We start from the raw sequence: 13,954 nt of genomic DNA on the forward strand, positions 1-13,954 counted from the left end.
AAGGTTGTGTTTTAGATAGAGTTACTATAACACTGCTCACAAAGAGAGCCAGTCTACCGTGGAGTTTTTTATGTCGGAATTGTTTGTTCAAGCAACGCTGAATACGCTTGCTCAAGAGCGTTACCAAATGATTTATGGTGATGCGCCGATGGAGCCCAAACTGGCACGGTTACTGGCGTTGAGTGACTTTGCCGAGCGTACACTTGCACGATTTCCTGAGTGGGGAGCTTGGCTGCTCGATGATACGCAGATGCAAATGCGCGACTGCCCTGATGTGTTTGACTTTGCCGCGCCATTAGTTGAAGAAAAACAAGCTTGGCAGCAGCTGCGTCACTATCGGTTAAAGTATTGGCTTAAAGTGATGTGGCTGGATTTGGTCGCAGGCAATGAGATTGATGACAGTATTCGCTATGTTTCGCAGCTGTCCGATACTTTGATTTCAAATGCTTACCAATGGGCGTACTTAAGCGTAGAAGCGCAATCAGGCTCACCAAAAGATGAGGCTAATAACTCGATACCCATGACGGTATTGGGCATGGGAAAGCTTGGCGGTAAGGAGCTGAATTTTTCCTCTGATATCGATTTGATCTTTGCCTATCCGAGAAGTGTCGACACATCAGGTGGTCGGCGTAGCATTGAGGCGCAAGTATTTTACACTCGAGTGGCACAAAAACTTATTTCAGCGCTTAATCAAGTTACCATTGATGGCCAAGTATTTAGAGTCGATATGCGTTTAAGACCATTTGGGGATAGTGGTCCTTTGGTGATGAGCTATGCCGCGATGGAAGACTATTACCAAGATCAAGGTCGAGAATGGGAGCGCTATGCGATGTTAAAGGCACGGCCTATTGGTGAACCGTCGCCGTATTGGCAAGAGTTTTACGACTTAATCCGGCCGTTCGTCTATCGCCGTTATATCGACTTTTCTGTGATAGATTCACTGCGAAAGATGAAAAACATGATTGCCCAAGAGGTGAGACGCAAAGGCTTAACGAATAACATAAAGCTGGGCGCTGGTGGCATTCGAGAAGTAGAGTTTATTGTGCAGGCTTTGCAACTGATACGCGGCGGTCGCGAAACGCCATTACAAACCCCTTCATTGTTACAGGCGTTAGAAGAGCTTGAAACGCTTGAAATTGTCCCTATTGAGGTCAAAAACCGTCTGCATGAGAACTATTTAGTGCTGCGTAAAGTTGAGCAATATCTACAAGCATTTGACGACAAACAAACGCAAACTTTACCCGACAACAACTTAGACTGTCTGCGCCTGAGCCACTTATTGCAATGTAACGATTACGCTGAAGTCGAGCAAATGCTAAAGGTTGTGACGCAGCATATCCGGGCTGAGTTTAGTCAAGTCATTGGTGAACCGCCTGAAGAAGAATTAGATGAAGACGACAGCGCGGTTTATGCATGGCAAACGGGAGAAATCGCTCAGCTAGGTCAGTGCCGAGCTGCGCCGTGTTTTGAGACTTGGCAAACTGACTTGATGGAGTTTAAACAAGGGCTAAGTAAAAAGCAGGCGGGCACTCGTGGTCGCGATATTCTTGATAAGTTAATGCCAGCCTTGCTACGAGAGCTCAGTAAACAAAACATGGAGCCGGCACTTGCTCGCGTGCTCAGTGTGATCAATAAAGTAGCATCTCGCACTGCATATTTGGAGCTACTGTATGAAAATCACGGTGCATTGACTCAACTTATCAAGCTTTGTTGTCATAGCGCGTGGATTGCTGAGCATATTGCGAAATACCCGATCCTTCTTGATGAGCTTATCGACCCGCAAACTCTCTATAAACCTTTGCCATTAACGGCCTATAAAAACGAGATCCAGCAAGCATTTTTACGTATAGATGAGCAAGATGTTGAGCTACAGATGGAAGCGCTGCGACAATTTAAACAAACGCATCAGCTAAAAGTCGCGGCTGCAGACGCCACTGGCGTGTTGGATATTATGAAGGTGAGCGATCATTTAACTGCGCTTGCTGAAGCGATTATCGCAAAAGCCGTCGATATTGCCTGGGGGCACATGGTTGCGCGTTTTGGTGCGCCTGAAGGTGCAACAATAGAAGAAAAAGGCTTTGCTGTAATAGCGTATGGTAAGGCGGGGGGGTATGAGCTCGGTTACAACTCAGATCTAGACTTAGTGTTTGTGCATAATCGTGACGGCGAAAGTCAAACTCAGGGTGATAAACCTATCTCTTCAAGACAGTTTTATATGAAGCTGGCGCAGCGTTTAATGCATTTGTTCAATACCAAAACGCTCTCTGGCATGCTTTACGAATTAGATACTCGACTTCGCCCTGAAGGAAACTCGGGCTTACTCGCTATCAATTTAGAAAGTTTTTACCAATACCAGTTAGAACAAGCTTGGACATGGGAGCATCAGGCGCTAGTGAGAGCTCGTATGGTGTTAGGTGAGCCGAAAATGGCCGCTCGATTTGATGAAATACGCCATGCAATACTAATGCAGCAGCGAGACGTGCCTAAATTAGCGGAAGATGTTCGCAATATGCGTGAAAAAATGCGAGCCCATCTTAACCAAGATAGTGACAGTCACATTGACTTAAAGCAGGGAATTGGCGGCATGACGGATATTGAATTTATCAGTCAGTACATTGTGTTGCGATATAGCAGTCAGTATCCAGCACTTTGTACTTATCCAGATAATATACGTATTTTAGAGCAAGCGGGTGAAGTTGAAGTGATTGATGGGGATGAAATGAAGCACTTAATCTCTGCATATTGTTTGTTTAGAGATCAATACCATTTTAATAGCTTAAACCAATTAGGTAGGGTTGTTGGGCGTGAAGCGTTTGATCAACACGCACAACAAGTCACTCAAGTTTGGCAGCGGGTACTTGCTTAACCCGCTAGCTTACGGCAGTTTTCACGTACGTAAACGGGAGGATTTTCGGTGATAACCGCAGCACGCTCTCGCGGACAGAAAAATGTATAGACTTGAAATTCAAAGTCGTCATTTATCGCCGTTCCAACCTGATAGAGTGCAGAAACAAAGTCGGTATCAAGACGGAAGTTGTATTTCACCACATAATCACGCTCTAGATACCAGAACAGTTCCACACCTTCTTCTTTGGCTTGCTTGGTAAGCACATCTTTTAAAGTATCGCCTGTATCAAAGCGTCTTGGTTGTTTTTCACCGGTCCATTTAGGGTTAGATGGCTTAACAGCTAGTGCTCTTTGTGCTAGTGCGTCATCAAGCGGGTAGGTGGGCTTGCCGAGCGTGATAACGTACTTTTCACGATCAGTATCACGATTACTCATGCTATTTCTAAAGCTTTCGTAAAATTGCGACAGGCCTTGCGCTGCAACATTGGTGGTTTCCCTAAAGTTCATGTCTTTAGAGGCACCAAAAAGAAAATAGTAGGCAGCCCAAATGAGTAACACGCCTAGTGATAGGTGTTTAGTCCAAAACCAGATTGACGATAATTTATTTTTTTTCTTCTTAGCCATTTCAAACTACTCCAAGACTCTAGGCCCTAATAAAACGAAGGTGCCTTTTCATCAGGTCGCGTTTTAAAGCGACGATGCACCCACATATATTGATCCGGCGCACAATTGATTGCTTGCTCCATTCTCTCGTTGACGCGAGTCACATCCGCAAGATCATTGCCACTTGGGAATGATTCTAAAATAGGTTGTATGTCTAAATGATACATCCCTTTTGCGTCTCTCGTACAGTGTAAGCTTAAAGTCTCAGCCTTTTTGCTAGCAGAAAATAATAAAGTACCAGTTGTTGTTGCAGCATCAGGAACCGCAAAGAAAGGGGCAAACTCGCAGCGCTTGCGGCCATAATCTTGATCCGGAAGGTAATAACAAACGCGTTTGCTCGAGAGCGTTTTCAATAACCCTTTAACGTCTCGCTTGGTGACTAAATACTCATTTGAGCGCAGTCTCCCACGGGTCATAAAAAACTCCATAAGTGGATTATTGTGTGGGCGATAAAAGCCAACACCTTGCATTTTTGTGCCTAGCACTCGGCTTGCCATTTCAAGATGCAACATATGGGGGACCAGCATAAGTACCCCTTTTCCTTGTTTTTGCACGGCTTCAATATGCTCTAGCCCTTTAATCGAGCCCACCACCTGATTGATGCGCCACTTTGGCCACCACCATGCCATCCCCGTTTCAAGTGTTGCTATGCCGGTATTTTCCATATTTTTTAGTAGCATAGCTTTATGCTCTGCTTCACTTAGGTGTGGAAAGCAAAGTTTCAAATTGACATCAGCAATATGACGGCGACGTTTCATATATTTATGGACTAGGCGTCCAAGCCCTCTACCCAGTGCAAATTGAACACCTTGCGGGAGCCATGAGATTAAATACAGGGCGAAAACACCAAGCCAAGTCAGCCAAAATTTAGGTGCTAAGAATGACCATTTGAAAGGTGAGTGAGTAACCAAAGTAATATACCTAAGACTTAATTGAAGCGGCTAGTTTATCTATATTGCTGTAAAAATACAAAAAGCCAGCATAGCTGGCCTTTTCAGAGGTGATAATCGAAGTACTTAGCCTTCAATTAAACCTTGGTTGATTGCTTCAAGATCGGTACGAGATAGTGTACCTGCTGCTTGTTTTAAGCGCAGCGACGAAAGTACATAGCGATAACGAATATCAGCTAGGTTACGTTTCGCATTATACAGGTTTTGCGTGCTGACTAGTACGTCCACGATGGTACGAGTACCTACATCAAAGCCCGCTTCAGTTGCTTGTAACGCACTTTCTGCTGAAACAACCGCTTGCTCTAGCGCACGGTAAGTTGCAACGTCTGAAACCACTTGATTATAAGACGTGATCACTGAACGTGTCATGTTGCGCATTGCCGCTTCCATATCTTCGCTGCTAGCAACAAAGTTTGCGCGAGCTTGGTCGGTTGCTGCAACCGTACGGCCACCTGTGTAAATTGGTACGTCTAACGTTAAACCTACTGAAGTTCTGTCGCTACGTGGTGCGTGTTGACTACCAGCACTGTCAGCTAGAGAATCAGAATAAGAGGCGTTTAAGTTTAGTGTTGGGTAGTGCCCCGCGTTTGCTAAATCAATTTGATCTTTTGCGATGTCTACCGCAGATTTTGCAACTTGAAGGTCTAAGTTCTTCGCTTTTGCAATCTCGATAAAATCATTCGTATTTTGCGTAGGCTTAACTGTTGAGAAGGTTTCAGTATTTAACTTATCTAGCTTAGCGTGATACTTACCCGTAATTGTACGTAATGTTTCACGTGCTGTTTCAACCGCATTACCTGCTATGATTTCGTCTGCAACTGCACGGTCAAATTGCGCTCTTGCTTCATGCACGTCTGTAATTGCAGTCAAACCTACTTCGTAGCGCTGTTTTGTCTGCTCTAGTTGACGTTCAATAGCGCGCTTCTCGGCTTGTACAAACTCTAGGCTATCTAATGCGCTTAGCACATTAAAGTAACCTTCAGCAATACGGACAATCAAAGTTTGCTTTTGCTGCTCATATTGAGTCGATGCTTGCATTGCACGTTTTTCTGCAATTGAAAGACCCTGCCAAGATGCCATATCAAAAATGGTCTGGCTTAGAGAGATTGAACGCTGAAAGGTGTCAGTGTCAGACTCAAACATGGTATAGCCTGTTGAGTCATTTTGCTGGCTCGATGGACCTTCAGAGTTTACGTCTGTGTAACTCATTTGAAAACCAAGCTGAGGCAGCAATACGCCTAACGCTTGGTCTTGTGCATATTTTTGCGCATCAGCCTGCGCTTTAGCCTTTAATACGGTAGGATCGTTAGCCGTTGCAATGTCGTATACTTGCAGTAGGTCTTCCGCGTGGGACAGGCTGCTTGAAAGTGCGCACGACAACCCAACAACTAATGATAGTAGAGTTTTTTTCATTTTTCGCTCAGTCCTTAGACAATTTTTATACTGTCAGCATGTTACCCTGTTTTTGCGGCCCAATTAAAGACCAAATGCGTAAAACATCGCCAACAAGTGTAACAGAATATATTAATACCACTTGGGTATTGTAAAGTGGAAAAAGTTAAAGGTAAACGACTTCGTTTACTTATTCAGGTATGACCCTACTATAAGGGCGATTGGTTAGCTTTTAAACCGTTGCTATTAAAAAATACAGGATTATTTTATGAAACCTTTGAGTCAGTTCAACAAAGTCGACGTCAATGTTTCTTCAACAGAAACAATCTTCAATGGTTTTTTCACCATTCACAAGTACCAATTTACTCACGCCTTATTTAATGGTGGGGTATCAGAGCCGATAACTCGCGAGATATTAGAGCGTGGTCATGCGGTTGCAATATTGCCGTACGATCCTGTTACAGACAGCGTGTTGCTTATTGAGCAAATTCGCATAGGGGCGTTGGCTTCAAAACACTCTCCTTGGCTTTTGGAATGCATTGCAGGGATGGCTGAAGGGAGCGAAGATTATGAGAGTGTAGCAAGAAAAGAAGCTAAAGAAGAAGCTGGACTTGAGCTTGATAAGCTCATTTATATGCGCTCTTATTTATCAAGTCCAGGTGGTACAACAGAGCGACTATATCTGTATTTAGCGCTTGCTGATTTATCTGAAGCGGGTGGGGTTTATGGATTGGCTGAAGAAGGTGAAGACATTAAAGTGCATGTGATGCCACTTGATGAAGCCCTTGCACGCCTTGATAATGAGGAAATCGATAACGCTGCCACTGTTATTAGTCTACAATGGTTGGCATTAAATAAAGCGCGGATAGAAGCAGTTTAGGAGTCGTATTTTTGTCACAAGTGCTGAGTTCAAAGCAGTATATTCAATCTCTGCCCCGTTATATCACACTTTGCGAACGTAATTATTTACGGGCGCTAAAATTGCTACCTGAAGAAGTGGTCGGCGAGAGTCGAGTGATTGACTTAGCCTCTGCACGCTACTGTTTGAGCGTCGCTGGGGTCAGTAAATACACAACTGACATTCATATCGAGCAGATGGCGACGATAAGCGCCCATCTGCCACACTTTTCGTTGTCTGTGCGCCTCTACCATGATGCTAAAGTGGCTGAAGTAATTCACCGTGATTATCATCGTCGAATAAAGCCATCCTATGGTTACCCAAATCCTGATATGCACCAAAAAGATGAAAAGTATCAAATAAATGCGTTTTTAGCTGATTGGCTTATGGTGTGCTTAGAAAAAGGCCGCGTGCATTTAAACTGGGATGTAAACAATGGCTTGGTTTGATCTCGAGCTGCAATTCGATAAAGCGCAAATTTGTATCGGCCATTTTACGGATTGTCATTTGTTTGCCATGCCCTCTGGGGAATATTTTGCGGTAAATACCGCCGCTAACCTTGAACGCACTCTCGCCGCGATGGCAAAAGAGCATTTTGATTGTGTGGTGTTTGGCGGTGATTTAACACAAGATCACAGTGCGGCTTCTTATCATGAGTTTGCCCGTTTAGTGAGTGAGAGTGAGTTGCAATGCCCAGTGCTTTGGGTGCCGGGTAACCACGATGAGCTAGCGTTACTTGAAGAAATAAGTGCTGGGCAAATCGTTCGTCATAAGCGCATCTCAGGTCCATTTGGTCAGGTGCTACTGTTAAACTCAAAAGGTGAAACACCCGCAGGATGGTGCGCTAAGTCACATTTAGAGATGCTCAAAAACAAGCTTAACAATAATATCAACAACAATACGATTGTTTTTGCTCACCACCATCCAAGGCCGATAGATGGCTATTTAGATAAACATATGCTCGAAAATGGTCCTGCACTGTTAAACTTGCTGGTGGACTCAGAGCAAGTCTTAGGGCTATTTCATGGTCATGTGCACAATGAATATCAACAACAATTTCGCACTTTGCCTATCTATGCGACGCCTGCAACATCAATCCAATTTGAAAAGCACACAAAGGACTGGTGTCAGTCTGATTTGGGTCCCGCTTATCGTGTCATCGTATTTAGTAAAAGCGCTATAACAACAGAGGTAAAATGGCTCGGAAAGTAGTTTATATACACGGCTTTAATAGCTCAGAGCTATCCTATAAAGCAACGGCATTTGGTGAATATATGATGGATAAACAAACGCCATACTTTGTCCCAAGGCTGCATTATGATCCGAGAGTCGCATTGGCACAGTTGGATAGCGTCATTGATTCTGATACTGTGTTATTAGGTAGCTCGTTAGGCGGCTATTACGCCACCTATTTTTCGCAACACCTTGGCTGTAAAGCCGTGGTGATAAACCCTGCAGTTAGGCCTTTTTCATTATTAAATGACTACCTTGGACCACAATACAATCCTTATCAGGATTGTCATTATGAGCTGCAGCATGAGCATATTGATGCGTTAAAATCCATGTATGTCGAGCAGCTTAGTAATCCAGAAAACTTGCTATTATTGCAACAAACGGGCGACGAGGTGCTGCCTTTTGAAGAGGCGGTGCGTTATTATAGCCATTGTCGTCAAATTATTGAGTTTGGTGGGGATCATAGCTTTGTTGAATTTCCACGCTATTTTGACACCATCACCAAATTTTTAACTATCAAAAATTAGAATTTATGCACAAAGCTCTGCTCAAAACTGTACGTTGTGCATATACTAGCGGATAAAAAGATAACTAGAACTAGCCTATGAGTCAGCAAAACTATAATGCCGAAGCTATTGAGGTACTCAATGGCTTAGAGCCAGTTAAGCGCCGTCCTGGCATGTATACCGATACCACCAGACCTAATCATTTAGGCCAAGAGGTTATCGATAACAGTGTCGATGAAGCCTTAGCCGGACATGCCACCAAGATTGACGTGATCTTGCACGAAGACAACTCCTTTGAAGTCATCGATGACGGTCGAGGTATGCCCGTGGACATTCACCCAGAAGAGGGCGTGCCTGGGGTTGAATTGATCCTGACCAAGCTTCATGCCGGGGGCAAGTTTTCCAATAAAAACTACCAGTTCTCTGGTGGTCTTCATGGGGTGGGTATATCGGTTGTTAATGCGTTGTCTACTCGGGTCGAAATTACCGTTAAACGCGATGCGCAAATCTATGAAATGGCATTTGAAAACGGCGATAAAGTCGAAGACTTAAGAGTGACCGGCAGCGTTGGTAAGCGTAATACCGGCACCTCAGTACACTTTTGGCCCGACGCGAGTTATTTTGACTCAGCTAACTTCTCAATTACTAAGTTAAACCACTTGCTCAAAGCCAAGGCTGTATTGTGTCCTGGGCTTAGAATTCGCTTTGTAAATAAACAGACGAAAGAAACGCAAGAATGGCACTATGAGGCAGGTCTTGAAGATTACCTAAAAGACAGCGCTGAAGGCTATGAAGTGCTGCCGAAATCTCCATTTACAGGCAGTTTCAGTGGCTCAACCGAAGGGGTTGATTGGGCGCTTCATTGGTTGCCAGAGGGCGGCGAATCCATCGCTGAAAGCTACGTAAACCTTATTCCAACGGCACAAGGCGGAACTCATGTAAATGGGTTACGCCAAGGCTTACTTGAAGCGATGCGTGAGTTTTGTGAATTCAGAAACCTGATCCCGCGTGGCGTTAAACTGACGCCTGATGATGTTTGGGACCGTTGTAGTTATGTCTTGTCGGTTAAAATGCAAGATCCACAATTTGCCGGTCAAACCAAAGAAAAGCTGTCATCACGTTCGTGCGCTACCTTTGTATCAGGCATTGTCAAAGACGCCTTTAGTTTATGGTTAAACGAACACACTGAAACGGCAGAGTTACTTGCTGAGCTGTGTATCAGCAATGCGCAAAAACGTTTGCGTGCTGCGAAAAAAGTGGTTCGTAAAAAAGTCACTTCGGGTCCTGCTTTACCGGGTAAATTAACCGATTGTTCTGGAAGTGAAACCGAACGCTCAGAAATCTTTTTGGTGGAAGGGGACTCAGCAGGTGGCTCGGCAAAACAAGCACGAGACCGTGAGTTTCAAGCAATCATGCCACTGCGCGGTAAAATCCTAAATACTTGGGAAGTGGAATCTGGACAGATCTTAGCCTCGCAAGAAGTACATGATATTTCTGTTGCCTTAGGTATTGACCCAGACTCTGAAGATTTATCAGGTTTGCGCTATGGCAAAGTATGTATCCTCGCGGATGCGGATTCTGACGGGCTTCACATTGCAACTTTATTATGCGCACTCTTTGTGAAGCACTTCCCAGAGCTTGTTCGTAAGGGTCATGTTTTTGTTGCCATGCCGCCGCTATTTCGTATTGATGTTGGTAAAGAAGTTTACTATGCCCTTGATGAAGATGAGAAAAAGGGCATTTTAGACCGTATTGAGGCCGAAAAGAAACGCGGTAAAGTCAACGTACAACGCTTTAAAGGGTTGGGTGAAATGAACCCGTTGCAATTGCGTGAAACCACCATGGATCCAAATACTAGACGTTTAGTTCAGCTGACATTAGATGAGCCTGAACAAACCCTCGAAATGATGGATATGCTGTTAGCTAAAAAGCGCTCTGGCGACCGTAAAATTTGGCTTGAGCAGCACGGAGATAAGGCAGAGGTTTAACATGAAAATACATTGCAAATTGACCACGGTAGCGACAACACTGGCAGCAGTGTTATTAAGCTCACCAGCGCTGGCAAACGATATACTTTCGCGCCTTTCAGTACCTAAAGGGTATGAGCTGAGCTATTTTGCGAAAGATGTTGAAAATGCAAGACAAATGGCGGTGGGTAAAGATGGCACTGTGTATGTTGGCTCTCGCAAAGCGGGTAAAGTTCACGCACTCATTGACAATAACCGTGATGGCGTAGCCGACAAGAAAATCTTGGTTGCAGAAGGGCTGAATATGCCCTCCGGTATTGCCCTAAAAGACGGTGACTTATACGTTGCTGAAGTTGAGCGTATTGTGCGGTTTAAGCAAATTGCAAAAAACCTTAAGGCACCGGTAAAAGAAGTGGTGTTCGATGATTTGCCTGACAAACGTCACCACGGCTGGAAGTACCTAACAGTATCGCCTGAAGGCGAACTGATCATTCCGGTTGGCGTGCCTTGTAATATTTGTGCCGAAGACCCTAAGTTTGGCCGTATATTTTCACTAAATCTTGAGACAAAAAAGCTTTCGACGATTGCCAAAGGCGTGCGTAACTCAGTGGGTTTTGATTATCACCCAGTAACCGGAAAGTTATGGTTTAGCGATAACGGTCGCGACATGATGGGAGATGACATTCCACCATGTGAAATCAACCGTGTTGACGAAATAGGTCAGCATTTTGGCTTCCCGTATGTTCATGGCGGCAGCGTGCTAGACCCTGAGTTTGGCGAGGGTAAATCGGTGACTGATTACGCTATGCCAGCCCTTGCACTACAAGCGCACGTTGCACCGCTGGGCATTCACTTTTACCGTGGCGAGCAATTTCCAAAGGCAATGAAGCATCAGCTTTTTGTTGCTGAACATGGTTCTTGGAACCGCAGCAAAAAAGTGGGCTATCGAGTAATGCGAGCAAACGTGCAAGATGGCCAAATTAGGGGCTATGAGCCTTTCCTTACCGGCTTTATGGAAAACGAAACAACCTATGGTCGACCAGCCGCAATTGCAGAGCTCGATGACGGTAGCCTGCTCGTTTCCGATGATTACGCCAATGCGATATATCGCATCAGCTACAACAACAAGTAAGGTGTAACATGACAGATCCTCAAGCCTTGTCCTTGCAAGGCATTGAACAACTTCCGATGGGGCGTTTTACTGAAGACGCCTACCTGAACTATTCCATGTATGTGATCATGGATAGGGCGTTGCCACATATTGGTGACGGCCTGAAGCCTGTACAACGTCGTATTGTATATGCGATGAGTGAGCTGGGCTTGTCTGCTCAAGCAAAATACAAAAAATCTGCCCGTACCGTCGGTGACGTATTGGGTAAATATCACCCTCATGGCGACAGTGCTTGTTATGAGGCTATGGTACTCATGGCGCAGCCGTTTTCTTATCGCTATCCGCTGGTGGATGGCCAAGGTAACTGGGGTGCTGCGGATGATCCTAAATCATTTGCTGCGATGCGTTATACCGAGGCGCGTTTATCTAAGTTCTCAGAAATACTGCTGAAAGAGCTTGGTCAAGGTACGGTTGATTGGACCGCTAACTTTGATGGCACCTTAGATGAGCCACAAGTGTTACCCGCGCGTTTACCACATATCTTGCTGAATGGGGTGACAGGTATTGCAGTGGGGATGGCAACCGATATTCCGCCGCATAACGTACGCGAAGTTGCTGAAGCTTGTTGTTTGTTATTGGATAAGCCTAAAACCGAACTAGAAGAAATTCTAGAATTGGTCAAAGCGCCAGACTATCCAACCGATGCGGAAATCATTACGCCGCAAGAAGAGATCAAAAAGCTTTACACCACAGGTCGTGGCTCAATCAAGATGCGTGCTGTGTACACCGAAGAGCAAGGTGAAGTGGTGATCACCGCGTTGCCGCACCAATGTTCGGGTGCCAAGGTGCTAGAGCAGATAGCAGCGCAAATGACAGCGAAGAAACTCCCTATGGTAGCGGATTTACGTGACGAATCGGACCATGAAAATCCGACGCGTATCGTCATCGTACCGCGCTCAAATCGAGTTAAGGTCGAGCCATTAATGGCGCACCTATTTGCCACGACGGATCTTGAAAAGAACTACCGTGTTAACATCAACATGATTGGTTTAGACGGGCGTCCACAAGTTAAAGACTTGCGTCAGATTTTATCTGAGTGGTTAGTATTCCGTCGTGAAACGGTGCGTAGACGTTTGCAGTATCGTTTAGACAAAGTGCTTGCGCGTTTGCATATTCTTGAAGGTTTGATGATTGCATTTTTGAATATCGATGAAGTCATCGAAATCATTCGCAACGAAGACAAACCAAAAGAAGAGTTGATAGCGCGTTTTGGTCTTTCAGATAAGCAGGCTGAAGCAATTCTAGACCTGAAATTACGCCACCTTGCAAAGCTTGAAGAAATGAAGATCCGTGGTGAGCAGGATGAGCTTGAAAAAGAGCGTGATGGATTGGAAAAAACCTTAGGCTCTGAGCGTCGTATGTCGACGTTGATGAAAAAAGAAATCCAAGAAGCTGCTGAATTGTATGGTGATGATAGACGCTCACCAGTAGTTGAGCGTGGTGAAGCCAAAGCGCTTAGCGAAAAAGATTTGATCCCATCAGAGTCTGTAACTGTTGTGCTATCTGAAAAAGGCTGGGCGCGTTTTGCGAAGGGTCATGATATCGATGCCGAAGGGCTGAGCTACCGCTCAGGAGACAGTTATAAAGCCTCTGCAAAAGGTAAGAGTAATCAGCCTGCTGTGTTCTTAGATACCTCAGGGCGAGCCTTTGCAACCGATGCACATAGCTTACCTTCAGCCCGGAGTCAGGGTGAACCGATGACGGGACGCTTTAACTTGGCGTCAGGATGTAACTTTGAACATGTGGTCATGGGCGAAGAGAAGTCGACTTACCTGATGGCGACCGATGGCGGTTACGGTTTTATCAGTGACTTTGCGGATATGGTGAGCAAAAACAAAAATGGTAAAGCGTTCGTCAGCGTGCCAAAAGGTGCCCATTTGATGGCACCAATTCAGGTATTCGATGTTGCCACCGATATGTGTATGGCGATTTCGAGCGAAGGCAGAATGCTGCTATTCCCATTACGTGATTTACCTAAGCTTGGTAAAGGTAAGGGGAATAAGATTATCTCTATTCCTAGCGCGAAGGTGCAAAGCCGCGAAGAGTTTGTCAAAGTGTTAGCGGTGGTACCTGAAGGCGTTTCTGTTACCTTACATGCAGGTAAGCGCAAGCTAACCTTAAAGCCGAGTGATTTAGAGCACTATTACGGCGAGCGAGGGCGCAGAGGTAATAAGTTACCGCGCGGATTACAGCGCGTTGATAGCTATGATCTGGAGCACAATGGTGTCGAGACACCAGAAGACAATGACGCTAGCGTAGATACCGAAGAATAACCGATACAGGCCGCCCACCGCGGCCTTATTTTTATCTCTTGCAAACCATCGCGA

General features: G+C 45.1%; 11 protein-coding genes. 8 read left to right on the plus strand and 3 right to left on the minus strand.

The window, feature by feature from the left end:
* Positions 1 to 70 precede the first annotated feature (70 nt).
* Positions 71 to 2,866: a bifunctional [glutamate--ammonia ligase]-adenylyl-L-tyrosine phosphorylase/[glutamate--ammonia-ligase] adenylyltransferase gene (glnE, locus tag BB427_RS12045; protein ID WP_069020919.1), complete on the plus strand. Its 2,796-nt coding sequence runs from the start codon at positions 71 to 73 to the stop codon at positions 2,864 to 2,866.
* Here glnE and BB427_RS12050 read toward each other — a convergent pair.
* The 3 genes from BB427_RS12050 to tolC all read right to left on the minus strand — a co-directional run bounded on the left by BB427_RS12050 (position 2,863) and on the right by tolC (position 5,873).
* Positions 2,863 to 3,471 carry a TcpQ domain-containing protein gene (locus BB427_RS12050; protein WP_069020920.1) on the minus strand — a complete coding sequence of 203 codons (609 nt, stop codon included), beginning with the start codon at positions 3,469 to 3,471 and terminating at the stop codon, positions 2,863 to 2,865. The two genes, glnE and BB427_RS12050, sit on opposite strands and share 4 nt — an antisense overlap.
* A 26-nt stretch (positions 3,472 to 3,497) precedes the next feature.
* A complete protein-coding gene (lpxL, locus tag BB427_RS12055; RefSeq protein ID WP_069020921.1) occupies positions 3,498 to 4,421 on the minus strand; it encodes an LpxL/LpxP family Kdo(2)-lipid IV(A) lauroyl/palmitoleoyl acyltransferase in 924 nt (307 codons plus the stop codon).
* A 105-nt stretch (positions 4,422 to 4,526) separates the two neighbouring features.
* Positions 4,527 to 5,873 carry an outer membrane channel protein TolC gene (gene tolC / locus BB427_RS12060; RefSeq protein WP_069020922.1) on the minus strand — a complete coding sequence of 449 codons (1,347 nt, stop codon included), beginning with the start codon at positions 5,871 to 5,873 and terminating at the stop codon, positions 4,527 to 4,529.
* Between the two features lie 247 nt (positions 5,874 to 6,120).
* On the opposite strand from tolC, the gene BB427_RS12065 reads away from it, so the two are divergent.
* The 7 genes from BB427_RS12065 (at position 6,121) to parC (ending at position 13,900) form a co-directional block, all read left to right on the plus strand.
* Positions 6,121 to 6,732: an NUDIX domain-containing protein gene (locus BB427_RS12065; RefSeq protein ID WP_045989152.1), complete on the plus strand. Its 612-nt coding sequence runs from the start codon at positions 6,121 to 6,123 to the stop codon at positions 6,730 to 6,732.
* Positions 6,733 to 6,743: 11 nt separating this feature from the next.
* A complete protein-coding gene (locus BB427_RS12070; protein WP_039494466.1) occupies positions 6,744 to 7,199 on the plus strand; it encodes a DUF1249 domain-containing protein in 456 nt (151 codons plus the stop codon).
* Positions 7,186 to 7,962, plus strand: a complete 777-nt coding sequence (locus BB427_RS12075) for a metallophosphoesterase (protein ID WP_069020923.1) — start codon at positions 7,186 to 7,188, stop codon at positions 7,960 to 7,962. The genes BB427_RS12070 and BB427_RS12075 overlap by 14 nt, the downstream gene beginning before the upstream one ends.
* Complete coding sequence (locus BB427_RS12080; protein ID WP_045989149.1) at positions 7,947 to 8,510, plus strand: YqiA/YcfP family alpha/beta fold hydrolase; 564 nt, start codon at positions 7,947 to 7,949, stop codon at positions 8,508 to 8,510. The genes BB427_RS12075 and BB427_RS12080 overlap by 16 nt, the downstream gene beginning before the upstream one ends.
* 77 nt (positions 8,511 to 8,587) lie before the next feature.
* Complete coding sequence (gene parE, locus BB427_RS12085) at positions 8,588 to 10,477, plus strand: DNA topoisomerase IV subunit B (protein WP_017216993.1); 1,890 nt, start codon at positions 8,588 to 8,590, stop codon at positions 10,475 to 10,477.
* 1 nt (position 10,478) lies between these two features.
* Positions 10,479 to 11,588 carry a PQQ-dependent sugar dehydrogenase gene (locus BB427_RS12090; RefSeq protein ID WP_069020924.1) on the plus strand — a complete coding sequence of 370 codons (1,110 nt, stop codon included), beginning with the start codon at positions 10,479 to 10,481 and terminating at the stop codon, positions 11,586 to 11,588.
* Positions 11,589 to 11,596: 8 nt separating this feature from the next.
* Positions 11,597 to 13,900: a DNA topoisomerase IV subunit A gene (gene parC / locus BB427_RS12095; RefSeq protein ID WP_045989146.1), complete on the plus strand. Its 2,304-nt coding sequence runs from the start codon at positions 11,597 to 11,599 to the stop codon at positions 13,898 to 13,900.
* Positions 13,901 to 13,954 lie beyond the last annotated feature (54 nt).

The sequence above is a fragment of the Pseudoalteromonas sp. BMB genome (assembly GCF_001709235.1).
Taxonomy (GTDB): domain Bacteria; phylum Pseudomonadota; class Gammaproteobacteria; order Enterobacterales; family Alteromonadaceae; genus Pseudoalteromonas; species Pseudoalteromonas maricaloris.

Coding starts and splice junctions, on each gene's coding strand:
- glnE (WP_069020919.1), top strand. CDS start 71: ATGTCGGAATTGTTTGTTCAAGCAACGCTGAATACGCTTGCTCAAGAG.
- BB427_RS12050 (WP_069020920.1), bottom strand. CDS start 3,471: ATGGCTAAGAAGAAAAAAAATAAATTATCGTCAATCTGGTTTTGGACT.
- tolC (WP_069020922.1), bottom strand. CDS start 5,873: ATGAAAAAAACTCTACTATCATTAGTTGTTGGGTTGTCGTGCGCACTT.
- BB427_RS12065 (WP_045989152.1), top strand. CDS start 6,121: ATGAAACCTTTGAGTCAGTTCAACAAAGTCGACGTCAATGTTTCTTCA.
- BB427_RS12075 (WP_069020923.1), top strand. CDS start 7,186: ATGGCTTGGTTTGATCTCGAGCTGCAATTCGATAAAGCGCAAATTTGT.
- BB427_RS12080 (WP_045989149.1), top strand. CDS start 7,947: ATGGCTCGGAAAGTAGTTTATATACACGGCTTTAATAGCTCAGAGCTA.
- parE (WP_017216993.1), top strand. CDS start 8,588: ATGAGTCAGCAAAACTATAATGCCGAAGCTATTGAGGTACTCAATGGC.
- BB427_RS12090 (WP_069020924.1), top strand. CDS start 10,479: ATGAAAATACATTGCAAATTGACCACGGTAGCGACAACACTGGCAGCA.
- parC (WP_045989146.1), top strand. CDS start 11,597: ATGACAGATCCTCAAGCCTTGTCCTTGCAAGGCATTGAACAACTTCCG.